The following is a 22996-nucleotide window of genomic DNA, read 5'->3' as shown; positions in this document are numbered from 1 at the left end:
CTATCCCCGGCTGCCGGCGAGCTGGCTCTCGGGGGCCGTGACGGCCGTCGTGTCGCGGCGGCGGGCGATGAGCGCGTCGATCGACCACGGGCCGGCGCCCAGCACGGCGATCGCGAGGAAGGTCCAGGCGTACAGGGCCGGGGTGACGCCGCCGTTCTGGATCGGCAGGACGCCCTCCGGCTGGTGGACCACGAAGTAGGCGTACGCCATCGAGCCGGAGGCGAGGATCGCCGCGGGCCGGGTGGCCAGGCCGGCCAGGACCAGGGCGCCGCAGACCAGCTGGATCACGCCGGCGTACCAGTTCGGCCAGGTGCCGGGCTCGATCGCCTGGCCCGAGCCGCGGTTGCCGCCGAGGACGCCGAAGACCGTGGCCAGTCCGTGGCAGAGGAACAGCAGGCCGACCGCGATGCGGAAGAGCGACCACAGCGGAGCCGCGAAGCGTTGGGAGGACATGGCTCTCCTTGCGGGACGGGGATGAGGGGTGCTCGCAGGTTAGAAAAGGAACGTGGCAAAGGCAATGACGTCGGTCAATATATGGGAGCGCTCCCAGGCTGTGGGACGAATGGCCCGGCGGTCCGAAACTTCCAGCACCGGAAGCCGATCACCAGAGCGAGGGTCCGCGCAGGTAAAGCCCACATTTAGCGAACAAATAGCCATGGTTAAGCGCAGATTAACATTGACATGCGTCGAATGGCGGTTTTAGTCTGCGGACCAAGTTCCGGCCTTGTTCCGGAACTTTCTTCTCGTTTCGCCGCTCGGAGGAGGACCGGAGCATGTCCGCATTCGTCTTGCTCGGGGCCGAGGTGCTGGCCGTCACCGTGCTCGTGCTCGGGTTGTACTTCCCGCGGCACCGGCGCCGGGACCTGATGGTGGCCTACTTCGGTGTCAACATCGGGGTCCTGGCCGTGGCCGACGCGCTGCGCACCACCGGCTCCGGCGCCGGGCTGGGCCTGGGCTTCGCGCTGTTCGGCGTGCTGTCCATCATCCGGCTGCGCTCGACCGAACTGGACCAGCACGAGGTCGCGTACTTCTTCTCCGCGCTCGCGCTCGGCCTGCTGGGCGCGCTCGACACCGTCTCGATCTGGCGCAACATCGCCCTGATGGGCCTGATCCTGCTCGTCATGGCGATCGTCGACAACCGGCGGCTGTTCAACCGGTACGAGCACCAGACGGTCGTGCTGGACTCCGTGGTCACCAACCGTGAGGAGCTGATCGGTCTGCTCGAGCGCCTGCTCGACGGCAAGGTGCACTCCGCGCGCCCGCTGCGGGTGGACCTGATCAACGACTCCACGGTGGTCGACGTCCGGTACGCCCGTACCTCGTCCAGGGCGGTGGCGCCGGTGAGCCCCGCCGCGTACGCGGCCCGGCGGTGACCACGGTCATGGACTTCGCCGCTCTGGACACGCTGCCCCGGATCGGCCTGGCCGAGCTGGAGGAGCGGGCCGCCCTGCAGACCCGCGTCGACCGCAAGTACGTCATGCCCCTCGACGCCGCCCGCCTGCTGCTGGAAGCCCTTGCGCCGCATGCCGTGGTGCTGGAGATCAACGGGATCCGGCAGTTCGCGTACGAGTCGCTCTACTTCGACACCCCCGATCTCAGCGGCTACCACCGGACCGCGCACCGGCACCGCCGCCGGTTCAAGGTCCGCACCCGCACGTACGTCGACTCCGGCAGCTGCTGGCTCGAGGTGAAGGTGCCCGGCTCGCGGGGCAGCACGGTCAAGTACCGGGCTCCGCACGACCGCGAGCAGCAGCACACCGTGGCGGCCGGGCGCGCCTTCGTCGACGACGTCTTCGCCCGCCACGGGCTGCCGGCCGGCAACCACGTCGTCCTCGCCTCGGCGCTGCGTACCGAATATCTGCGTTTCACGCTGCTGCTGCCCGACACCGACAGCCGGGTCACCGTCGACACCGCCCTGCGGTGGAGCACCGACGGCGACGGGGTGCGGCTGCCGCGGACCGCGATCGTGGAGACCAAGACCGGTTCGGCCGCCTCCCGCGCGGACCGGGAGCTGTGGCGCCGGGGCCACCGTCCCGTCGCCTTCTCCAAGTACGCCACCGGACTGGCCGCCCTCCGCCCGGATCTTCCGGCGGCGCCCTGGCGGCGGGTGCTCCGGCGACACTTCACCGCTGCGAGAGAGGAACTGGTCCATGGCTAGGCGGATACCAAAGATCCTCGGCGCACTCATCGCCCTGTGCGTCGTCACCCCGATTGCCCTCACCGTCAGCGCCCGCGCCGAAGCGGGCCGCGCGCCGGACGCCCCCGCGCCGGTGGCCGCGGCTCAGGACGAGCTGACCGGCGACATCACGTTCTCGGTGCCGAGCGGCACCTTCCAGGGCTCGGTCTCGGTGGCGCTGAGCACCACGATCGCCGGCGCCGAGATCCGGTACACCACGGACGGCCGGCCGCCGGCCGCCACGTCCACCGCCTACCCCGGCCGGGCGTTGAGCCTGACCGGGACCACCCAGCTGCGGGCCCAGGCCTTCGTCAACGGTACGGCCACCGGCGCCCCCGGCACCGCGATGTACGTGGCCCGCTCGTTCGACGCCCAGCACGACCTGCCGCTGATGCTGATCGACGACTACGGCAAGGGCAAGCCCGGACGCGACTACGTGGACGCCGCCGCCATGGTCTTCGACACCGCGGGTGGGCGTACCTCTCTCGCCGCGGCCCCGACCGTCGCCTCCCGGGCCGGTATCCACCTGCGCGGGCAGTCCTCGGCCATGTTCGACAAGGCGCCCTACCGGCTCGAGCTGCGCGACAACGCCGACGACGACGCGGATCTGCCCCTGCTGGGCATGCCGGCCGACTCGGACTGGGTGCTGCGCGGGCCGTTCAGCGACAAGTCGCTGATCCGCGAGGCGCTGGTCTACGACCTCGGCCGGGAGATGGGCATGGCGACGCAGCGGTACCGCTTCGTCGAGCTCTACCTCAACGTCGACTCCGCGCCGGTCGCCGCCGCCGACTACCAGGGCGTCTACATGCTGGTCGAGACGATCAAGAACAGCAAGGACCGGCTCGACCTCAAGCAGCTCAAGGAGGCCGACACCACCCTGCCCAAGATCAGCGGTGGCTACATCTTCAAGTTCGAGTGGCTGGCCGCCGAGGAACCCACCCTGACCTGTACGGGGCCGGCCGCGACCTGCTGGAACTACCTCGAGGTCGAGGACCCGTCACCACTGAACGCCCAACAGAAGTCCTGGCTCACGCAGTACCTCCAGCAGTTCCACGACATGCTGCACAGCTCCCGCTTCGCCGATCCGCAGACCGGCTACCGCAGCTGGATCGACACCAAGTCCTGGGTCGACCTGGTGATCCTCAACGAGTTCAGCCGCGAGATGGACTCCTATCTGCGCAGCACGTACTTCTACAAGGACCGGGAGGGCCCGATCGTGGCCGGGCCGCTGTGGGACTACGACCTGACCTTCGGCACCGGCGGCTTCTTCGGCAACGAGCAGACCGCCGGCTGGCAGTACCAGCAGACCCGGTCGCCGCAGGCCAACGACTGGTTCCAGATCCTGCTGACCGATCCCGCGTTCCAGAACGACCTCAAGGTCCGCTGGCAGGCACTGCGCCGCGGCCTGCTCTCCGACGCCTCGCTCAACACCCGCGTCGACGCGCTCAGCACCCCGCTGACCGCGGCGGCCCAGCGCAACTTCCAGCGGTGGCCCAACCTGAGCTCCCGGATGGTCGGGCCGTTCGTCACCGACACCTCCGCGACCTGGGCGGGTCAGGTCCAGGTCATGCGCAGCTGGATGACCCGGCGCGCCGCCTGGCTCGACGGCCCGACCGCCTGGGGCGGCGCCACCACCTCGCCGTCCCCGACGCCGTCGGCGCCTTCCCCGTCCACCCCGTCCCCGTCGAATCCGGTGCCGCCGACCACGCCGCCGCCGACCACGCCGCCGCCGACCACGCCGCCGCCGGCCGGCGCCGGCTGCACGGCGACCTACACCCCGGCCGGTCAGTGGGCCGGCGGCTTCCAAGGAGAGGTACGGGTCAGCGCCGGCACCACCGCCATCAGGAGCTGGGCCGTCACCCTGACCTTCGCCAACGGTCAGCGGATCAGCCAGGCCTGGAACGCGGTGCTGTCCACCAGCGGTGCCGCGGTGACCGCCCGCAACGAGAGCTACAACGGCGCTCTCGCCGCCGCGGCCGGCACCACCTTCGGCTTCGTCGGCACGTGGACGGGCACCAACACACCACCGGCGGTGACCTGCACCGCGACCTGACCGGTCCGGCCGCCGCCTACCATCGCGGGCATGGCGGATCTGCGTGAGCTCACCACGAGACTGATCGACGACGTGTGGAACGGTGCCCGCGAGGAATCGGTGTACGAGCTGGTCGACGCCCGCTACACCGGCGAGGCCGGCGACGGGCCGGACGGCTACCTCGCGTGGCACCGCGACCGGCGCAGCTCCTTCCCGGACCAGCGGTTCGAGATCGTGCAGCTGCTGGTTGACGGGGACGACGTCGCCGTGCGGTGGCGGGGCACCGGCACGCAGTACGGCCGGTTCGGGCCTGTCCCGGCAACCGGCCGTGCTGTCGACTACCAGGGCGCGTCGTTCATGCGTTTCGCCGACGGCAAGGTGGTGGCCAACTGGTCGGTGAACGAGCTGTTCACCGTCCTGCGGCAGCTCGGGGTCGACTTCACCCCGCCGGCGGGCTAGGTCTGCGCCGCCTGGCTCATGATGCGGCCGATGTTGTCGGGCGCGAAGAACTCCGCCGGTGGGGTGGCGCCCGAGTTCACCCGGGCGAAGGCGTCCATCGCCTCCTGGTTGCCCTGTACGGCCGTGAGCAGCTGCACCATCTGCGGGTCCGGTGGCTGGAGCGAGGCGATCTGCGCGGTCATCTCGTACATCGGGAGGACCCGCTCGTCGCGGCTCGACCAGTAGTCGCCCATGGCCTCGGCGTACGGCCGGGCGCCGCCCAGCGCCTGATCGAGCGCGTCGGCGCAGAGCTCGGCGTCGTGGAAGGCGTCCGTGATGCCCTGGGCGGTGATGAAGTCCCGGTTGTAGCCGGCGTCGCCGACCAGCGCCCAGCCCGGACCGAACGGCGTACGGAAGTAGTTCGGCACCGACGTACCGATGAACCGGCTCTCCCGCTTGGCGTCGGCGAGCCGCTCGGCGAAAGCGGGCGCCAGCGCGAACGTCTCCCGCAGGGTGCCCTCGATGTTGTTGCGGTGCTCGGCCAGTTCCGCGTACGGCCAGCCGCCGATGACCATGGTGAGATCGTCGTGGGTCGGGCAGACCGCCCAGCCGCGCCCGGTCCGGCTGTAGATCTCGAACGTGCCGTCGGTCGGCAAATTGCTCCAGTACGAGTAGTAGCCGCAGGTCAGCGGCGGGAGCTCGTGATACTGCCGGGGCTGCACGGCCTTGGCGACCACCGAATTGCGCCCGTCGGCCCCGACGACCACCCGGGCGCGCTCCACCACGGGTGAGCCGCCGGCGTCACGTCCCCGGATCTCGGCCGGCTCACCGTCGGCGACCCGCACCTCCTCCACGGTGAACCCCTCGCGGACCTCCGCACCGGCGGCCGCGGCGGCGTCGAGCAGGATCTTGTCGAGCACCGTCCGCCGCGGCGCGTACGCCACGGGGGAGCGCTCGGTCCCGGGCGCACCGGCCAGCGTGACCGGCCCGAAGTCGAACGTGTACCGGGAGATCGGCGGGCAGCCCGTGGCCGTGACCTGCTCCAGCAGCCCCCACCGGCGCAGCGCGTCGACACCCGGCGGATGGATGAAGTGGGTGGACACGGTGTCGCTCGGGAACGTCGCCCGGTCCACCACGAGCACCCGGTGACCCCGGCGGGCCAGCAGCATCGCGACGGGCGACCCCGCACACCGTGCACCGACAACAATCACGTCGTACGCCTGATCCGGCATCTGTCTCCCCCTCCGGACCATCATGCTGGGCGGCTCCGGCCAATGTCGACAGACCGTCCGAGGGAAATCCGGTTAGGAGACGGCGAGTTCGACGATGCGGGACTGGTCGTCGGTGCCGTTCGCGGCGTTGGTGACGATGCGCAGGGCGGTGCTGGGCTGCCTCGGGAAGGTGCTGCTGACCGTCCGGGCGGTGTTGCCGCGGACCTCGGCGACCGTGTGCCAGCCGGCGTGGGTGGCGAGCTGGACGTCCCAGTCGCGCAGGCCGTACCGGGCGGTGGGGTACTGCGGGGAGTCGACCGTGGTGACGGTGACGCGGGTCAGCTGGTGGGGGCGGGACCAAGTGAGTGCGTACCAGTCGGGCCACTGCCGGCCGGTGCCGTCGGCCCAGCCGGTGCCGGTTCCCCAGTGGGCCGGGTCGGCGTCGCCGTCGACCGCCCCGCACACCGGGAAGCCGGTGCGCGACGACGAGGCGGTGACCCGGGCCGCGGACCTGGCCAGGTCGGTGGTCGGCCGGGCCGGTGACACTGCGACCGGTACGGCGGCCCGCCGCGCACCGCCGGCCACCCGCACGGTGTAGGTGCCGGTGGGCGTTCCGGCCGGCGCGCTGACCGCCACCGGCACGGTACGGGTGTAACCGGCCGGCAGCCACGTCGAGATCAGCCGCCGGGGCAGGTGCAGGGCCTCCGGTGCGGTGAGCACGGCGTCGGCGTGGACCGGGGCCCGGCCGCTGTTGGTCAGGCGTACCAGAAGCTGCCCGCCGTTGCACTGCCCGGTGGTGATCGACAGGGTCGCGGGGCCGACCGACAGCCGCACGCCGGTGCGGGGTGGGCCGGCGGTGGCGGGCGCCGGGCCGCCGACCGCGGTGACGACGACGGCGAGCAGGGTGGTGGCACGGTGTGCCCGGGTGCGGTCCATGGTTGTCCCTCAGGCCGGGCTCAGGCCCGGGCGGTCGCGGTGGGATACGAACGAGGCCCGGGTGGTGACGGGCGCGCCGGGGCGGTTGATGTACGGCAGCGTCCGGTAGTCGGCGCGCAGGGTGTTGCGGGTCAGCGTGCAGCGCACGTAGCCGCGCTGGGCATTGGCGAAGAGCAGGTGCGGGCTGTCCCGCCGCTGCTGGTCCAGGATCGGCGTGCTGTCCGTACCGTTGCCGCCGCTGGAGATCGATGTGCCGACCAGCTCCACCGCCACGGCCGGCAACCGCGGCCGGGCGAAGTCCGGGCGCAGGTCGGCCGCGTAGTTGAAGTGGATGTCGCCGGTGAGGACGACGGTGCCGGGGACCCGGGCAGCCGTCCGCAGGATCTTGTCCCGATCGGCCCGGTAGCCGTCCCACTTGTCCATGTCGAGCAGGGGCGGGTCCGCGCCGTAGCGGCACTCGGCCATCATCACCTGCTGGGCCAGGAGGTTCCAGCGGGTGCCTCCCCGCCGCATGCCGTCGAGCAGCCAGCCGCGCTGGGCCGCGCCGAGCAGGGTGCGGCGGGGGTCGTCGCGCTGCGCGCAGCCGGCCCGCAGCCCGTCGCCGCAGGCCTGGTCCGAGCGGTACTGCCGGGTGTCGAGGACGTGCGCCTCGGCGAGATCGCCGAACCGCAGCCGGCGGTGCAGCCGCATGTCCGCGCCGGACGGCTGCTGCGGGCGGCGCAGGGGCTGGTTCTCCCAGTACGCGCGGTAGGCGTTGGCCCGCTGCACGAGGAAGTCCCGGGCCGGGATGTCGAAGCGGGGCACCCCGGCGGCGTAATTGTCCTGGACCTCGTGGTCGTCCCAGGTGAGCACCCACGGGACGGCGGCGTGCGCGGCCTGCAGGTCCGGATCCGTGCGGTACAGCGCGTACCGCATCCGGTAGAGGTCGAGGGTGTCGACCGGCAGTTCGAAGGTGTCCGGCAGGTGGAGTCCGGGGTCCAGCCGGTTGCCGCCGGCGCTGGTGACGGCGTTCTCGTAGATGTAGTCGCCGAGGAAGAAGACCACGTCGAGGTCCTCCGCGGCCAGGTGCCGGTAGGCGCTGAAGTACCCGTCGCCGTAGGCCTGGCAGGACGCGACCCCGAAACGCAGGGCCTGCGGGGAGGCGGACGCGGCGGGTGCGGTGCGCGTACGGCCGGCCGGGCTGAGGTGCGCCCCGGTGCGGAACCGGTAGTGGTAGTCCCGGCCGGGCCGCAGGCCGCGCACGTCGACGTGGACCGAGTGGCCGTACTCGGCCCGCGCGGTCGCCGTGCCGGAGCGCACCACCTGCCGGAAGGCCGCGTCCTCGGCGACCTGCCACTGCACGGGGTAGCCGGCGAACGGCAGCCCGCCCATGGGTTCCAGCGGCCGTGGCGCGAGCCTGGTCCACAGCACCACGCCGTCGGGCAGCGGATCACCCGAGGCGACCCCGAGCGTGAACGGATTCTGCCGGAGAGGCACGGCTGTCGTCGCGGCCGAGGCGGCGACCGGCGTGAGCGCCACCGTCAGTGCGGCGCCGCCGAGGGCGAACAGGCCGCGACGGGGCAACGCTCCGAGCCGGGTGGCGGGAGCGGGCCGGTGCGGTGGCAGCATGGGCGGCTCCTGACGGCTGCTGGGCATGATCGCCACCAGGTCAACGTCACCGGCCACCCCGCGGATACGCCCCGCTCACCTCCTCGCCCGGCGGCCGCAGGCGCTGGATGCGCGCACGAAGGGCCCGCTGGAGCAGCACGGGGAAGACGTGCAGGAGCAGCGTGAGGCCGGACAGCCAGGCGACGGCGTCCCACGACCCGGCCCCGGCCGCCACGACCGACACCGCGGTCACCACGACGGCGACCACAAGATGGCCGCACTCCGCGGAGCGTGTCTGCCTGTCCAGCACCGCGAGCGACTCCCGGGTGCCGGTGAAGCCGCGGCCGCCGCGCATCAGCCGCTCCCAGCCGATCGCGCGCAGCAGCCGCAGGTACCACCACGCGCCGAGCCGGCGGTACACGGCCGGCTCCCAGGCGCGGACCCGGAAATAGGTGCTGGTCAGTCGCGGCCGCGCGGCGTCCAGGACGCCGGAGATCCACCCCATCAGCAGGAAGTGCAGCACCCAGGCGAAGGCCGGTCCGCGGTAGCCGAACGCGGTGCCGGTCGCCCAGGCGACGCCGGCCACGACGGCGCCGCCGCCCAGGGCGACCGCGGCCGCGCGTACCCGTCGATCTTGAATTTCCCGCACCGCCATGCCGTTGCCGCGGCGGCTATGACCGCGCGGGTGCCGGTTCCAGCGCCGCGTCGACGCCGGCCTGCAGCTGAGCCGGCGTGAACGGCTTGGGCACCAGCTGGTCACAGTCGTGCAGAACCTCGGCCGCGGTGGCCGCCGACACCGATCCGCTGGCCAGCACCACCGGGATGTCGGCGGTGGCCGGATCGTCGTGCAGGGCCTGGACGACCTGGAGCCCGTTCATGACCGGCATCTCGTTGTCGGTGATCACGACGTCGGGGTGGTGGGAGCGGGCCTCCTCGACCAGCGCCGCGCCGTCGTCGTACGTCGTGACCTCGTGCCCCGCCCGCCGGAGGATCCGCTTCACGATGGTCCGGACGGCGAGGTCGTCGTCGGCTGCTGCGATGGTGGCCATGATTGATATCTTCGCATACTTCTTCATTCAGTTATATAGCGCGATTCGGGAATAACCGGGCAGTTCCGGCGGGAGCCCGTCTAGTCGTCGTCCCCGTCTCCGTCGTCATCGTCGTCCTGCTCGCCGCCGGGGCAGCCGGTGAGCGTCAGCAGCCCGCCCACGGCGCCGGCCGCCAGCAGCGCCCGGCCGAAGAAGGCCCGCCGACCCATCGCGGCGCCGGCATCCGGGTCGTCCCGCGTGTCCTTCTTTGTCTCATCCATGCCGGCATTCTCGCAGTGTCCGGGCCCGGCCGGGAAGTCCTGCGCCACGCCGCCTGGCCGGACACGATCGAGGTGGGGGCGGATCCGGGTGTCACATCGGCGGCACCGGCGGTGCTCTGTAGGTGTGGAGCAAGATGTGAAGCTCGTCAGGCCGGCTGGGCGGGAGGGTGGCGGGGCGGTGTCGACTCCTCCGGTACGGGGTGCCGTGCGAGCCGATCTCGAACAGGTCTTCCGCGGCGCCTATCCGCGGGTCGTCGCGGTCGCCGCCCGGGTGCTCGGTTCCCGCGACGAGGCCGAGGACGTGGCGCAGGAGGTCTTCCTGACCTTCGGGCGCTCCGCGGTGCCGGCCGGGGAAGCGGTGGGCTGGCTGTCCGTCGCCGCGGCGCACACCGCGCTCAACCATCTGCGCTCCAGCCGGCGACGCGCCGCCCGGGAGGAGGCCGCCGGTGACGACGGCGCCGTCTGGCCCGATGTCGCCGACACGGTCGTGACCCTCGAGGAGCGCCGCCGGGTGCGCTCGGCGCTGGCCCGGCTCCCTCGCAAGCACGCCGTGGCCCTGGTGCTGCGGCACAGCGGCCTCAGCTACGCCGAGGTGGCGGCCGCCCTGGATCTTTCCCCCGGCAGCGTGGGCACCACCGTGCGGCGCGCCGAATCCGCCCTACGCAAGGAGTTGAACCGTCATGCGTCATCCGACTGACGGCACGCTGCGCCGGCTGCTGGACGAGCCGGCCGGCGTCGCCGACGCCGATCGTGAGCACGTCGCCGGTTGCCCGGCCTGCCGGTCCGGGCTCGCCACCGCCGAGCGGGACGCGCGGCTGACCCGGGCGGCGCTGGACGTCGACGTCACCGTGGATGTGGACGCGGGATGGTCCCGGCTGTCGCAGGCGGTCGCCGCCGACAAGCCGCACCGGCAGCCGGCCGCCGCCTCACGGTGGCGCACGGCGCTGCGCAAGCCGGTGGTCGCCGCCTTCGCCGCGGTCGCCCTGCTCGGCGGGGCCAGCGCCGCGGCCGCCGCCGACTGGCTGGAGATCTTCCGGACCGAGCAGCTCGCCCCGGTCACGCTCACCCAGGCCGACCTGGTCGCCCTGCCCGACCTGGACGCGTACGGCAAGGTCGAGATCACCCAGGAGGTGAAGGTCCGTCAGGTCGCCGACGCCGACGCCGCGGAGAAGGCCTCGGGGCTCGCCGTCCCGCGGGTGCGCGAGCTGCCCCGCGGCGTGACGGGACAACCGGCGTACCAGGTCGGGGGCCGGGTGAACGCGGTGTTCACCTTCGACGTCGACAAGGCGGCCCGGACTGCCGCCGCGGCGGGCAAGACCCTGCCGCCGCCACCCGCGGGTCTCGACGGCAGCCAGTTCCGGTTGAGTGCCGGTCCGGGCGTCGCCGGGGTCTGGTCCGAGGCGCGGGGCGTACCGGCGATGATCGTGGCCCGGGTCGTCGCTCCCACCGCCTACTCCGCGGGGATCCCGTTCCGGACGGCCGTGGACTACCTGCTGTCCCTGCCGGGTCTGCCCGAGAGCGTCAAGTCGCAGCTGCGCGGCTACACCGGCGATGCGACGACGCTGCCGCTGCCGGTGAACTCGCAGTACCTCACCAGCTCGGCCACCGATGTCGGGGGCACGCCCGCCACGGTGCTGGCTTCCCGGGACGGGCTGATCACTGCCGTGGTCTGGGTCAAGGACGGGGTCGTCACCGCGGTGGCCGGCTCGCTGAGCGCCGACGAGGTGGTCTCCGTGGCCCGCGGGCTGGGGCAGCGGTGAGCACCGAACCCGCGGTCACCACTGAGCGCCTGCTCGCCGACCTGCCGCCCACTCCGGCGGTGTGGTGCTCCGGCCTGCGCAAGCGCTACCGCAAGCAGACCGCGGTCGACGACGTGTCCTTCACCGTGGGTCGCGGCGAGGTGCTCGGCCTGCTGGGACCCAACGGCGCCGGCAAGACCAGCGTCATCAAGATCCTGCTCGGCCTGGTCCGGCCCGACGCGGGGGAGGTGCTGCTGCTCGGCCGCCCGGGTACGGACCCGCAGGCCCGCGCCCGCGTCGGCTACCTGCCGGAGCTCTTCCGCTACCAGCCCTGGCTCAGCGCCGCCGAGGTGCTCGCCCTGCACGTGCGGCTCGCCGGTGCCGCGGTGCCGGTACGGGAACAACGCGAGAGCCTGGCCCTGGTCGGTCTGGCCGACCGTGCCCGGGACCGGGTCGGTGGCTTCTCCAAGGGCATGCAACAGCGTCTCGGCCTGGCCGTCGCGCTGGTGGCCCGCCCGGAGCTGGTGCTGCTCGACGAGCCGACCAGCGCGCTGGACCCGATCGGCCGGGCCGACGTGCGCGACCTCCTGCTCTCCCTCAAGGAACGCCGGGTCGCCGTGCTGCTCAACTCGCACCTCATCGGCGAGGTCGAGCGGGTCTGCGACCGGGTCGTCATCCTCGACAAGGGCCGGGTGGCGGCCTCCGGCACCCTGGCTGAGCTGCTCGGTCAGCGGGAGCTCCGGATGCGGCTCGACGAGGTCAGCGCCCAGGCGGAGGCTCGCCTGGCCGCCGCCGGGCACCTGACCCGCAGCGGCGACTCGTACACGGTCACGCTGCCGGCCGACCAGAGCGCCACGATGGTGCCCGACCTGGTGGCGGAACTGGTCCGCCTCGGGGTGCGTGTGCACGCCGTCGAACCCGCCCGGATCAGCCTGGAGGAACGACTGCTGGACATCCTGCGCGCCGGTACCGGAGGGGACCACCGATGATCGCCCGTACCGTCCTGACCCTGGCCGTCCTCACGCTGCAGGAGGCCCTGCGCCGGCGGGTGCTGCGCTCGCTCGTCGTGATGACGGTCGTGCTGTTGTCGCTGAGCGCCTGGGGGTTCTACCGGCTGGACTCGGAGTTCGGCACGCTCACCACCGGGGAGGCCCGGATCGCCGCCTCCACGGTGCTCAACCTGGTGATGTTCGGCCTGAGCCTGATCGCCGCGCTCGGTACGGCGTTCCTCGCCGGTCCCACCCTGGCCGGGGAGATCGAGTCCGGGATCGCGCTGGCCGTCATGACCCGGCCGGTACGCCGCTCGGCCGTTTTGCTCGGCAAGTGGCTGGGCCTGGTCGCCTTCGGCAGCGGCTTCGTGGTCGTGGCCGGACTCGGGCAGCTCCTCATCGTCCGGATCACCGTGGGCTACTGGCCCCCGCAACCGGCCACCGGCCTGGCCCTGCTGGCGGCGCAGACCACGGTGCTGCTGACCCTGGGCCTGCTGCTGTCCACCGTGATCTCCCCGATGGCGTCGGGCATCGTGGCGGTCGGCCTCTTCGGCGCCACCTGGATCGCCGGCGTGGTCGGCATGGTGGGCGAGGCGTTCGGCAACGAGGGCATGGCCAGTGTCGGCACGGTGTCGCGGATGCTGCTGCCGACCGACGGCCTGTGGCGCGGGGCGATGCACGCGTTCCAGCACCCGGCCCTGTCGCAGTTCCCGGCGTTCGAGGACTCGCCGTTCCTGAGCGTGGCCCCGCTCACCGCCACCTACCTGGCCTGGGCCGCCCTGTGGGTAGCGGTCGTCCTCGGCCTGGCCGCCCTGGCCTTCCAGCGCCGCGACCTGTGAGCGGCGCTGGAAGGGAGCTCAGGGCTGGGCCACGATCCAGTCGTCGAGGTTGAAATCGGTACGGATGAACTTCTGCTCCACCAGGAACTGCTTGGTCCCCTTGAGCAGCGCCAGCCCCTCGGGGGTGAAGGGCTCCGCCGGCCACTGGTCGGCGTGGGTCGAGGCCTCCACGATCTTCGGCGGGAAGCCGTTGATGCTCACCGTGTACGCCAGGAAGCCCGCCCAGTCCGCCTTGGCCTTGGTGGTGGCCTCGCGCTGGGCCTGCTGCCACACGGACACGATGCCCGGCTCAGCCTTGAGGAACTTCTCGGTGACCACTGTGGAGCTGGTGCCCAGGTACTGGCGGTGGTCCTTGGACGCCAGCGTGATCAGCGGGTAGCCCTTGGCCTTCAGCGCCTCCACGTTCGCGATCGGCACGGCCGCGGCGTCCACGTCCCCGCGTTCCAGCGCCGCCTCGACGTCCGCGCTGTAGATGTGGATGACCTCGGCCGGCTTGACGCCCGCGTCGCCGAGCGCGCCCAGCAGGTAGCGGTGGATGTACGAGCCGGTCTGCACCGCCACCTTCCTGCCGGCCAGCCCGGCGAGCGAGGTCGGGCCGCCGGACTTCTTGGCCAGGATGCCGGCGTCCAGGTTGATCTGGGACTGGGCGATCAGCCGGGTGGGCTGCTTGGCGCCCCGGGCCACCAGGGCCGGGGTGTCGCCGTACGTGGCCAGGTCGAGCTCGCCGGCGGCCAGCGCCTGGTTGAGGTCGGGGCCGTTCGGGAAGGTGACGACCTTGATCCCGGTGACGCCGAGCGATGACAGTGCCGGGACCAGCCCGTTCTTGCTGTTGAGGTAGCCGACCGGGCCGGACAGCTTGTTGCCGTTGCCGATCGCGCCGATGCGCAGGGTGAACGTGTCACCGGGGCCGGCGGCCTCGGACGGCTCGCCACCGCAGCCGGCCAGCGCCAGCAGCGCGGCGGTGGCGACAGCCAGCAGAGTTCTCGTACGCATCGGTCAGTCTCCTTGAGCGGGTGCGGGGGTGATCCGGGCGCGGCCCAGTTCGGGGCCGACGGCGGTCCGGGCGCCGGACTTGCGGCCACGGCCCCAGCCGAGCTCCTTGCGGTAGCTGCCGAGCAGGCCGGTGTCCGTGACGTGGTCCTCGTCGCGCAGCGGCGAGTCCGGTGGCGCGGGGTGGGTGAGCGGGGCGACGAACAGGGCGTCGGCCGGGCAGTGCGCCTCGCACATGAAGCAGGTCTGGCAGTCGCTCTGCCGGGCGATGACCGGCACGCCGTCGGCGCCGCGGTCGAAGACGTTGGTCGGGCACACCGCGATGCACACGTCGCAGGTGACGCACCGGCCGGCCGAGACGACCTCGATCATGACGCCACCGCCAGTTCCGGACGCGGGGCCGGCAGGGACTCGGGACGGACCCAGAGCTCGTCGAGGCCGCCGACCGTGAGCCGGCGGTGCTGGGCCGGATCGAGGTCCGGGAACTCCTGGCGCCGGGCCATGCCGCGGCTCTCGGTCCGGGCCAGGGCGCTGGTGTACATCCACCGGGCGTGGGCGACCATCGCCGCGGCCTGCCGCAGCCGGGGCGTACCGGCCGGGTCGGCGCTCGCACCCGCCCGCAGCCGCTGCCACAGTTCGTCCAGTTCGGTCAGCGCGGGCCGCAACCGGTCGCCGTGCCGCAGGTAGTTCTTGTCGTACGGGTGCACCTGCCGGCGCAGCACGTCCTGCGCCTCGGCCCACGGGTCGCCGTCGAAGGCCCGCCCGCCGGTGGGCCGGACCGCGACGCCGCCGGCCCCGGTGAGGCGCCGCTTGACCGCCGAGCTGCCCAGCGCCGCGGCGAAACGGGCCGCGCCGCCGCCGGCCCAGGTGCCGGACGACATCGCCCAGGCCGAGTTGTGACTGCCGCCGCCGGTGAAGCCACCGCAGATCAGCTCGCGGGTGGCCGCGTCGCCGGCGGCGTACAGGCCGGGGACGCTGGTGGCGCAGTCGTCGTCGACGATCTGGATGCCGCCGGTGCCGCGGACGGTGCCCTCCAGCAGCAGGGTGACCGGGAACTTGTCGGTGAACGGGTTGATGCCGAGCCGGTCGAAGGTGAGGAAGAAGTTCGGCTGGCCCGAGCGCATGAGGGCCTGCTGCTCCGGCGTCGCGTGGTCGATCTGGCACAGCACCGTGCCGGTGCGCAGCAGCTCCTTGGCGATCACCGAGCGCCCGCCCTGGCTGCCGGCCCCGGCCAGCGGGGTGCCGTCGCCGTGGAAGAACGTGGCGAAGCCGTAGTAGGCCGTCTTGGTCACCGAGGTGAAGGCCGGGGCGATCGCGTACGAGTTGGAGAACTCCATGCCGGACATCGCCGCTCCGGCCTCGGCCGCGTAGAGGGCGCCGTCACCGGTGGCCACGTCGCAGCCCAGCGCCTTGGACAGGAACGCGCAGCCGCCGGTGGCCAGCACCACCGCGGAGGCGCGGACCCGGTAGTCGGTGTTGTGCTGGCGGCGGTGGCCGCGTACCCCGGCGACCGTGCCTCCTGCGTCGACCAGCAGCTCGGTGACCGGGCTGTGGTCCAGGATCCGCACCCCGGCCCGCTTGATCCAGGACCGCATCCGGCGCATGTACTCGGGCCCCTGCAGGCCGCGCTTGTGCGCGACGCCGTCGACGACGGGGAACGGGTAGCGGGCCTCGGCCTCGAGGCGGTTCATGTTCTCGTAGGTCTGGTCCAGGACGCGGGCCATCCAGCGGCGGTCCTGCAGGTGGCCGCCGAGCGCCTCGCGGCTGGCCATCGCCTTCTCGCGGGCGGCGGGTTCCGGCTGGACGTACCAGACGCCGGTGCCGCCGGAGGCGGTCGGGCCGGAGGTCCCGCAGTAGCCCTTGTCGAGCAGCAGGACGTCGGCCCCGGCCGCGGCGGCGGTCAGCGCGGCCCAGGTGCCGGCGGGGCCGCCGCCGACGATGACGACGTCGGCGGTCAGGTCGAGGGCGGTCGTGGTCATGGCTTCTCCTCGGGTACGGATTCGTCGGTCGGCAGGTCGGCGTTGACCCCGAGGGCACGCAGCAGGGCGCGGCGCAGGGCGAGCAGCCGCGGGTTGTCGAGGGCCCGCGGGCGCGGCACGTCGACGAGGAACTCCTCGGCGATGCGCCCGTCGCGCAGGACCAGCGCCCGGTCGGCGAGCAGCAGGGCCTCCTCGACGTCGTGGGTGACGAGCAGGACGGCCGGCCGGTGCTCGGTCCAGAGCTTGGCCACCAGCGCCTGGGCCTTGATCCGGGTCAGCGCGTCGAGGGCCCCGAACGGTTCGTCGAGCAACAGCAGTTCGGGGGTACGCACCAGGGCCCGGGCCAGGGCGACCCGCTGGGACTCGCCGCCGGACAGGGTCCGCGGCCAGGCGTCGGCCCGCGCGGCCAGCCCGACCTCGGTGAGGGCGTGCAGCGCGCGGCCGCGCAGATCGGGCCCGCGGACGCCGAGGGTGACGTTGCGCCACACCCGGCTCCACGGCATGAGCCGGTGCTCCTGGAAGACGATGGCGCGCCGGTCGGGCACCCGGAACTGCCCGGTGGCCCCGCGGTCGAGCCCGGCCACGGCCCGCAGCAGGGTGCTCTTGCCGGAGCCGCTGGCCCCGAGCAGGGCGACGAACTCGCCGGGGGCGATGTCGAGGTCGGCGCCGGCGAGCACGACCCGGCCGTCGAAGGCCCGGCGCGCGTCGCGGACGCGGACGGCAGCGGTACCGGTGCCGGGGACGGCAGTCGTGGTGGCGGTCATGCTCACTCTCCCGCGAAGCCGCGGCGCCAGGCCAGCGCGCGGCGCTCGATGAGGCGGACGAACAGGTCGGTGGCCAGGCCCAGCAGGGCGTAGATGACCAGGACCACGAAGATCACATCGGTCCGCAGGAACTCGCGGGCGTCGTTCATCAGGAACCCGACCCCGGCCGTGGTGGCGGTCTGTTCGGCGACCACGAGGCTGAGCCAGCCCAGCCCGAGCGCCTGGCGCAGTCCGACCAGGATCTGCGGGAGCGCGCCGGGCAGGATCACCCGCAGGATCAGGCCCAGCCGGCCCACCCCGCAGGAGCGGGCGGACTCGACCAGGCGCTCGTCGACCCCGCGGATGCCGTGCAGCACGTTGAGGTAGAGCGGGAAGATCGGCCCGATGGCGATCAGCGCGATCTTCGACGTCTCACCGATGCCGAACCAGATGATGAAGATCGGTACGAGCGCCAGGTGCGGGAGCATCCGCAGCGACTGCAGGGGCCCGTCGACGAGGTCCTCGGCCAGGCGCAACAGCCCGGCGGCGAGCCCGAGCAGCAGGCCTGCGCTGAGCCCGATGGCCAGTCCCTTGGCGACCCGGGTCAGCGAGACGCCGAGGTGGTGGGCCAGTTCGCCACTGGCGATCAGCTCGCGGGCGGCGGTGATGACGTCGGTCGGTGAGGGGGTCGTGGTGCCGAGCCACCCGGCGCCCGCACCGACCTGCCAGAGGACCAGGACGGTGAGCAGGCCGGTGGCCTTGCGGGCGGGGGTGAGCCGGCGGGCGACGCGGCGCCAGCGGGCCGGCGCCGCCGGTGCGTCGTCCGGCTGGTCGGTGCGGACCGGTCCGGCGGCGATGCCGGCACGGTCGAGGACGGATGAGGACATGGCGACTCCTTCGCGCCACACGCGGGCGGATGGCGCCCGGGTGGGTCGTCGACGGGGATCGTGCGGAGTGGACCCGGCGTGCCGGGGTGAGGGTGGTGCGGGGCTGGTCGACCGGCGGCGGTCAGCTGCGGCGGCAGCGGCCGCGGGAGGACGTCCAGTCGCGGCAGCAACCTCGCGACACTGCGAGTGCGGTGCCGGCGAGGCGGATCCCCTGGCTGGTCATGCTCCGATCCTTAGTCCTCAAATCCTATATGTCAACTAGGGTTTTGGTCCGTGGGACCGGAAATGGCCGCGGCCCGCCCCCGGACGTGCGGGGACGGGCTCCGGCCGGTGACGGCAACGGGACGATCAGCGGCGGGTGGCCAGTCCCTCGAGGCGGTCGATGGCGGCGCTCACCTCGGCGGTGAGGCCGGCCACGGTGGCGGCCTGCTCGGTGGTCATCAGCTCGGCGTCGGCGGTGGTGTGGTCGATGTCGGTGATGGTGGCGCTCATCGTGGTCATGATCTCCACCACGGCGGTGACGTGCTCGTTGAGCTCGCCGAGCGTCGCGGTGATGGTCTCGGTGGACTCGGCGGTGGTGGCGGCCAGCGTCTTGACCTCGTTGGCCACCACGGCGAAGCCCCGGCCGGCGACCCCGGCCCGGACCGCCTCGATGGTGGCGTTCAGAGCGAGCAGATTGGTCTGGCGCGCGATGCCGCCGATGAACCGCGCTACCTCGTCCACCTTCTGCAGGCTCTCGTGCAGCGTGCCGACGGCCCGGCTGGCCTCACTGTTGTTGCTCAGCAGGTGACTCGCCGCCGTCCGGGCGTCGCGTACCCGGTCGTCGATCCGGCTCGCCGCGATGCCGACCGTGCCGGCCCGGGCGGAGACGTCCGCCAGTTGTCGCGCGACCACGGTGGAGGTCTCGGTGACCAGCTGCCGGGCCTGCTCCCGGGTCTCCCGCTCGGCGGCGTTCTGCCGCTCGTGGGTCTCCTGCAGCTCCCGCTGCCGCTGCTCCTGTTCGGACTGCAGCAGCCGGTCGCGACTGCTGATCGTGTCCAGCATGGCGTCGACGGCCCGGCCCAGCGCGGCGATGTCGTCGTCGCCGGTCGCGCCGATCCGCAGCTCGTGGTCGCCGGACGCGACGATCTGCTCGGTCGTGCGGCGCAGCGGGCGCACCCGCCGGCGAACCGCCCGCCGGGTCGAGACGGTCATCAGCACGACCAGCAGCAGCGTGGCCAGGGCGATGAGGACGAACAGCTTGCCGGCGGTGCTGGTCGCGGCGGCGTGGATCGGACGGTCGCGAACCGATTCCAGGACCAGGGTCTGGCCGTCCACGGTGGTGATGCTCGCGGTGAGCGCGATGCTGCCGGCGTTCAGCACGCTGGTGCGTACCTCGACGGGACCGAGCAGGCTGGTCACCGTCGGCTGGGCCACGCCGTCGTCGCGGCGCCGGGCGACGACCTCGGTGGTCAGGTCGATGTCCGCGCTGAGCGTCCGCAGCCGGTCGGGGGAGAGCCGCTTGAGCAGGACCAGACCACCGGACGGGGTGCCCTCGCCGCTGCTCGGGTACGCGGCCACACCGCAGTAGAGGTACATCGCGTCGGCGGAGACGACACCGCAGCGGGCGGCACCCGGCTCGCCGGCCGGGTCGTAGAGCCGGCTCAGCAGTGCGGGCTCGGTCAGCTGCGGCGCCGGGGCACCGTAGCCGGCCGCGTCGCTGAGAACGCCGCCCGCGATCAACTCGCCGGTGGGGGAGACGCCCAGCAGGCCGTCGAGGTCGCTGACCGCGTGCGTCGCGTCCGGCGGGAAGTCCTCGGCGAAGCCGGCCCGGTCCGCGTCCTTGAGATCCTGGTAGCTGTCGTCCCAGACGGCGTTGGTCGCCCCGAACGCGGTGAGCAGCCGGGCCTGACCGTCCAGGCCGATCCGGATGCGGTCGGCGTCCTGGGCCACCTGCCGCGCCTCCAGTGCATCGAAGGCACCAGTGGTGACCTGCTGCAACATTAGGAAGCCCAGACCACAGCCGACCAGGGCGCCCAGCACGGGCCCGAAACGTCTCACCTTTACGCGCATACGAGTCTGGTCGGCGTACCGGCCACGGAGATGAGTGTGACGGTGCTGACAGGGCCGGGCCTGTCCTAGAATGTCCGTATCGTCTCACGCCCGCAAACTCGCCTGCTCGGAAGCGGGCCGCGCGCCGCAGCTCTGCAGGTCGCGGCCCTGTTCGCGCTCTCCGGGCTGCTCGCTCTCGTCGGCATCACCAACGACACCCGCCGGGCCGGCGACCTGCTGATCATCGCCGCGGCGGACCTGGCCCTCGCCGCGGTGGTCACGCCGCTGCCCTGGCACCGCTGGCGGCCGTGGGCGCCCGCGTTGCTCTCCCTGCCCGCCTTCGCCATCCTCGGCTTCTCCACGTGGGCGTTCGGTGGCATGGCCGCCGGTACGGGCCCGTTCCTGGTGCTCATCTTCGCGTGGGCGGCGCTGCACTACTCGCGCCGGCTGCTGATCGCGCTGGTCGGACCGGCGCTGGTGGCGTACGTGGCGCCGCTGATCCTCACCGGCCAGCCGCCGCCCATCGTCGGCTCGGCGGCGGTGCTGCTGCCTGTCGCTCTCGGCATCGCCTTCCTGATCGAGGCGCAGGCCCGCTACCTGCGCGAGGACCGGGCCCGGATCGCCGAGATCGAACGCTGGCGGGCGGCGCTGGTGGCCGCCCTCGCCCACGACGTGCGCTCGCCGCTGACCACCGTGCAGATGGTCCTGGAGGAACTGCGCGACGAACCCGGCGACAGCGCCGGCGACCTGATCGAGCGGGCGCTGCGGCAGGTCGCCCGGATCACCCACCTCACCGCCGGGCTGCTCGACCTCGACCGGATCGACTCGCAGGGCCGGCTCAACCTCGACCTGCGGCCCTGGCCGGTCCGCGAGGCGGTGACCGCGGCCGTGGCCCACCTGGGCCGCGACGACGTCGTGGTCGACGTCGACCCCGTGCTGGTGCTGGCCATGGACCGGGACCGGTTCGAGCAGATCGTGGTCAACCTGGTCGGCAACGGCCTGCGCCACGGCAAGCCACCCATCGTGGTCCAGGTGACCGAGAGCGGCGGCACCGCGACGCTGGTGGTCCGGGACCACGGTCCGGGCGTACCCGAAGCGGCGCAGCCCCGGCTCTTCACCCGCTTCGGCAGCGATAACCCCGGCAGCATCGGCCTGGGTCTGTGGATCGTCGCCCAGCTCGCGCAGGCCCACGGCGGCGAGGCCCACTACGAGCCGGCCGACCGCGGCGCCCGGATGGTCGTCACCTGGCCGGTGCGTCACATCGTGTGTACGCCGGACGCGAGCGGGTAGCTGACCGGACGTCCGGGTCACGCACCCCGGGCCGGACGACTGGAGATGTGCCGATGGTGCTCGACCCGGAATGGCTCATCTCCACCTTCGGCCTGATCGGCATCCTGGCCGTCGTCTTCGCCGAATCGGGCCTGCTGATCGGCTTCTTCCTGCCGGGCGACTCGCTGCTGTTCACCGCGGGCCTGCTCATCGCCGGCGGCACCTACCTGCACCTGCCGTTGTGGCTGATGTGCCTGCTGGTGTCGCTGGCCGCGGTGGCGGGCGATCAGACCGGCTACGCCTTCGGCCGTCGCTTCGGACCGGCGCTGTTCCGGCGGCCCGACTCCCGGTTGTTCAAGCAGGAGAACCTGACCAGGGCCAAGGACTTCTTCCAGCGGTACGGGGCCCGCTCGATCGTGCTGGCCCGCTTCGTGCCGATCGTGCGCACGTTCACGCCGGTGGTGGCCGGCGCGAGTCACATGCGGTACCGCACGTTCCTGACCTTCAACATCGTCGGCGGGACGTTGTGGGGGTGCGGCGTGACGACGCTGGGCTACTTCCTGGGCCGGATCGCCTTCGTCCGCGACAACATCGAGTTCATCCTGATCGGCATCGTCGTGGTCTCGGTCGTCCCGGTCGCCGTCGAGCTGCTGCGCGCACGCGGTCGCAGCCGCCGTTCGCCGGCCGAGCCGGGCTGATCCGGGCGTCAGTGCTGCGCCGGCTGGAACAGTTCGATCAGATTGCCGGCCGGGTCGGAGATCAGGACCTGCCGGCCGCCCGGGCCGCTGACCGGATCGCTGCGGAAGGGCACCCCCTGGCCGCGGAGGCGGTTGATCTCGGCATCCAGGTCCTCGACGATCAGGTGGATGCGGTTGCGGCCCGCGGTGGCCGCGTCGTCAGGGGTGGCGCGGGCGCCCGAGCTGGCCGGCCCGGACAGCAGCAGCCGCAGCGGGCCGCGGACGACGTCGGCGAAGGCGGGGGCTGCGCTGCTCTTCACGGTGAAGCCGAGCTGGGTCGTGTAGAAGTCGGCGGCCTGCTGGACGTCGTCGACGAGGTAGCGGACGGCGGCGTACTGCTCGGTTGCGGTCACGGCTGAACTCCTTCGGTCAGGACGGGCAGCAGGTGCGTGATGCGGGTGTCGAGGGCGGCCGCGGTGTGCGCGAAGGCGTGCCGGGGGTCGCCGGAGGTGGCGGGGTCGGGGATGCTCCAGTGCATCCGCCGTGGGCGGCCGGGGAACTCCGGGCAGGCCTCACGGGCCTTGTCGCACACGCTGATGACGTAGTCGAACCGGTGGCCGGTCAGCGTGTCGAAATGCCGGGGGCGGCGGTCGCCGAGGTCGATGTCGAACTGCCGGCGCAGCACCCGTACGGCATCGGGGTGCAGCTCGGCCTTGGGCCGGATGCCGGCGCTGGCCACCTCGATCCGGCCACCGGTGCGGTGCCGCAGCAGGGCCTCGGCGATCGGCGAGCGGGCGCTGTTGCCCGTGCAGACGAAGAGCACGCCGCCGCCGGTGGGCAGCTCCGGCGAGGACTGCTGCCGCAGCGCCGGGTGCAGGGCGGCGGCGGCGCCGGAGAGCGCGGCCGCGCAGCGATCGAGGTCGAGGTGGTAGTAGCTGTCGCGGCCGTCGAAGCTGCTGCGGGAGGCGGTGACCAGGCCACCGTCGCGCAGCAGCCGCAGGTGATAGGAGACCAGGCTCTGCGGCTCGCCGACCAGATCGACGAGCTCGCGGACCCGGTGGTCGCTGCCGGCCAGGGCGGTGAGCAGCCGCCAGCGCAGCGGATGGGCGGCCAGCCGCACGAACGCCGGGGGTTCCTGACTCGACGACCTCATGGCGAGGACAT

Annotated in this window: 25 protein-coding genes; 10 read left to right on the top strand and 15 right to left on the bottom strand. The window is 72.7% G+C overall.

All coding sequences use genetic code 11. The annotated features are described in order from the left end of the window. A complete protein-coding gene (locus ACZ6S4_RS11425) occupies positions 1-453 on the bottom strand; it encodes a DoxX family protein (RefSeq protein WP_465474829.1) in 453 nt (150 codons plus the stop codon). Between the two features lie 320 nt (positions 454-773). Between ACZ6S4_RS11425 and ACZ6S4_RS11420 the strand changes: the two genes are divergently transcribed. Genes ACZ6S4_RS11420 through ACZ6S4_RS11405 form a run of 4 tightly spaced genes read left to right on the top strand, consistent with a single transcriptional unit; the run spans position 774 to position 4667 of the window. Next, positions 774-1373 carry a DUF4956 domain-containing protein gene (locus tag ACZ6S4_RS11420; RefSeq protein ID WP_465474828.1) on the top strand — a complete coding sequence of 200 codons (600 nt, stop codon included), beginning with the start codon at positions 774-776 and terminating at the stop codon, positions 1371-1373. After that, a complete protein-coding gene (locus ACZ6S4_RS11415) occupies positions 1370-2158 on the top strand; it encodes a polyphosphate polymerase domain-containing protein (protein ID WP_465474827.1) in 789 nt (262 codons plus the stop codon). Before ACZ6S4_RS11420 ends, ACZ6S4_RS11415 begins: the two co-directional genes overlap by 4 nt. After that, complete coding sequence (locus ACZ6S4_RS11410; protein WP_465474826.1) at positions 2151-4229, top strand: CotH kinase family protein; 2079 nt, start codon at positions 2151-2153, stop codon at positions 4227-4229. The genes ACZ6S4_RS11415 and ACZ6S4_RS11410 overlap by 8 nt, the downstream gene beginning before the upstream one ends. A 30-nt stretch (positions 4230-4259) precedes the next feature. After that, complete coding sequence (locus ACZ6S4_RS11405) at positions 4260-4667, top strand: ester cyclase (RefSeq protein ID WP_465474825.1); 408 nt, start codon at positions 4260-4262, stop codon at positions 4665-4667. Here ACZ6S4_RS11405 and ACZ6S4_RS11400 read toward each other — a convergent pair. The 6 genes from ACZ6S4_RS11400 to ACZ6S4_RS11375 form a co-directional block, all read right to left on the bottom strand. Continuing rightward, positions 4664-5878 carry an NAD(P)/FAD-dependent oxidoreductase gene (locus ACZ6S4_RS11400; protein ID WP_465474824.1) on the bottom strand — a complete coding sequence of 405 codons (1215 nt, stop codon included), beginning with the start codon at positions 5876-5878 and terminating at the stop codon, positions 4664-4666. The two genes, ACZ6S4_RS11405 and ACZ6S4_RS11400, sit on opposite strands and share 4 nt — an antisense overlap. A gap of 72 nt (positions 5879-5950) precedes the next feature. Next, positions 5951-6793 carry a hypothetical protein gene (locus ACZ6S4_RS11395; RefSeq protein WP_465474823.1) on the bottom strand — a complete coding sequence of 281 codons (843 nt, stop codon included), beginning with the start codon at positions 6791-6793 and terminating at the stop codon, positions 5951-5953. Positions 6794-6802: 9 nt separating this feature from the next. Beyond that, entirely contained in the window at positions 6803-8428 is a 1626-nt protein-coding gene (locus ACZ6S4_RS11390) for an alkaline phosphatase D family protein (protein WP_465474822.1), read from the bottom strand. 19 nt (positions 8429-8447) lie between these two features. Continuing rightward, on the bottom strand, positions 8448-9029 hold the full coding sequence (locus tag ACZ6S4_RS11385) for a glycosyl-4,4'-diaponeurosporenoate acyltransferase CrtO family protein (protein ID WP_465474821.1): 582 nt from the start codon (positions 9027-9029) through the stop codon (positions 8448-8450). 22 nt (positions 9030-9051) lie between these two features. Continuing rightward, positions 9052-9429 carry a response regulator gene (locus ACZ6S4_RS11380; RefSeq protein WP_465474820.1) on the bottom strand — a complete coding sequence of 126 codons (378 nt, stop codon included), beginning with the start codon at positions 9427-9429 and terminating at the stop codon, positions 9052-9054. Positions 9430-9509: 80 nt separating this feature from the next. After that, positions 9510-9689: a hypothetical protein gene (locus ACZ6S4_RS11375; RefSeq protein ID WP_465474819.1), complete on the bottom strand. Its 180-nt coding sequence runs from the start codon at positions 9687-9689 to the stop codon at positions 9510-9512. 178 nt (positions 9690-9867) lie between these two features. Between ACZ6S4_RS11375 and ACZ6S4_RS11370 the strand changes: the two genes are divergently transcribed. From ACZ6S4_RS11370 to ACZ6S4_RS11355, 4 genes are read left to right on the top strand one after another with little or no spacing between them, the layout of a single operon-like run. Beyond that, on the top strand, positions 9868-10386 hold the full coding sequence (locus tag ACZ6S4_RS11370) for a sigma-70 family RNA polymerase sigma factor (RefSeq protein ID WP_465474818.1): 519 nt from the start codon (positions 9868-9870) through the stop codon (positions 10384-10386). Next, complete coding sequence (locus ACZ6S4_RS11365) at positions 10370-11449, top strand: hypothetical protein (protein WP_465474817.1); 1080 nt, start codon at positions 10370-10372, stop codon at positions 11447-11449. The genes ACZ6S4_RS11370 and ACZ6S4_RS11365 overlap by 17 nt, the downstream gene beginning before the upstream one ends. Beyond that, positions 11446-12417 (top strand): ABC transporter ATP-binding protein, encoded by a 972-nt coding sequence (locus ACZ6S4_RS11360; protein WP_465474816.1) that lies wholly within the window; start codon positions 11446-11448, stop codon positions 12415-12417. Before ACZ6S4_RS11365 ends, ACZ6S4_RS11360 begins: the two co-directional genes overlap by 4 nt. Next, positions 12414-13256 (top strand): ABC transporter permease, encoded by an 843-nt coding sequence (locus tag ACZ6S4_RS11355; RefSeq protein ID WP_465474815.1) that lies wholly within the window; start codon positions 12414-12416, stop codon positions 13254-13256. Before ACZ6S4_RS11360 ends, ACZ6S4_RS11355 begins: the two co-directional genes overlap by 4 nt. Before the next feature lie 18 nt (positions 13257-13274). On the opposite strand, the gene ACZ6S4_RS11350 is transcribed toward ACZ6S4_RS11355, so the two are convergent. The 6 genes from ACZ6S4_RS11350 to ACZ6S4_RS11325 form a co-directional block, all read right to left on the bottom strand. Beyond that, the gene (locus tag ACZ6S4_RS11350) at positions 13275-14249 is read right to left on the bottom strand and encodes an ABC transporter substrate-binding protein (RefSeq protein WP_465474814.1); all 975 of its coding nucleotides are present in this window, start codon (positions 14247-14249) and stop codon (positions 13275-13277) included. 3 nt (positions 14250-14252) lie between these two features. Further along, a complete protein-coding gene (locus ACZ6S4_RS11345; RefSeq protein ID WP_465474813.1) occupies positions 14253-14618 on the bottom strand; it encodes a 4Fe-4S dicluster domain-containing protein in 366 nt (121 codons plus the stop codon). Continuing rightward, on the bottom strand, positions 14615-16225 hold the full coding sequence (locus tag ACZ6S4_RS11340) for an FAD-dependent oxidoreductase (protein WP_465474812.1): 1611 nt from the start codon (positions 16223-16225) through the stop codon (positions 14615-14617). Before ACZ6S4_RS11340 ends, ACZ6S4_RS11345 begins: the two co-directional genes overlap by 4 nt. After that, positions 16222-16989, bottom strand: a complete 768-nt coding sequence (locus tag ACZ6S4_RS11335) for an ABC transporter ATP-binding protein (RefSeq protein ID WP_465474811.1) — start codon at positions 16987-16989, stop codon at positions 16222-16224. The genes ACZ6S4_RS11340 and ACZ6S4_RS11335 overlap by 4 nt, the downstream gene beginning before the upstream one ends. Before the next feature lie 2 nt (positions 16990-16991). Next, positions 16992-17855, bottom strand: coding sequence for an ABC transporter permease (locus tag ACZ6S4_RS11330; protein WP_465474810.1), 864 nt, complete (start codon positions 17853-17855; stop codon positions 16992-16994). A 348-nt stretch (positions 17856-18203) separates the two neighbouring features. Next, positions 18204-19838 carry a methyl-accepting chemotaxis protein gene (locus tag ACZ6S4_RS11325; RefSeq protein ID WP_465474809.1) on the bottom strand — a complete coding sequence of 545 codons (1635 nt, stop codon included), beginning with the start codon at positions 19836-19838 and terminating at the stop codon, positions 18204-18206. 321 nt (positions 19839-20159) lie between these two features. Here ACZ6S4_RS11325 and ACZ6S4_RS11320 point away from each other — a divergent pair, with 321 nt between their 5' ends. Together ACZ6S4_RS11320 and ACZ6S4_RS11315 are read left to right on the top strand one after the other, a co-directional pair. Continuing rightward, positions 20160-21176, top strand: a complete 1017-nt coding sequence (locus tag ACZ6S4_RS11320; protein WP_465474808.1) for a sensor histidine kinase — start codon at positions 20160-20162, stop codon at positions 21174-21176. 53 nt (positions 21177-21229) lie between these two features. Beyond that, positions 21230-21853 carry a DedA family protein gene (locus tag ACZ6S4_RS11315; protein ID WP_465474807.1) on the top strand — a complete coding sequence of 208 codons (624 nt, stop codon included), beginning with the start codon at positions 21230-21232 and terminating at the stop codon, positions 21851-21853. An 8-nt stretch (positions 21854-21861) separates the two neighbouring features. Here the strand turns inward: ACZ6S4_RS11315 and ACZ6S4_RS11310 are convergent, their stop codons facing one another. Both ACZ6S4_RS11310 and ACZ6S4_RS11305 read right to left on the bottom strand, forming a co-directional pair. After that, positions 21862-22245 (bottom strand): VOC family protein, encoded by a 384-nt coding sequence (locus tag ACZ6S4_RS11310; RefSeq protein WP_465474806.1) that lies wholly within the window; start codon positions 22243-22245, stop codon positions 21862-21864. Beyond that, complete coding sequence (locus ACZ6S4_RS11305) at positions 22242-22985, bottom strand: arsenate reductase/protein-tyrosine-phosphatase family protein (RefSeq protein ID WP_465474805.1); 744 nt, start codon at positions 22983-22985, stop codon at positions 22242-22244. Before ACZ6S4_RS11305 ends, ACZ6S4_RS11310 begins: the two co-directional genes overlap by 4 nt. Between the last annotated feature and the right edge of the window lie 11 nt (positions 22986-22996).

This window comes from Actinoplanes sp. NPDC051405, from assembly GCF_055586185.1.
Note: the sequence above shows the minus strand (reverse complement) of the source record. Positions and strands in the feature narration are given on the sequence as shown.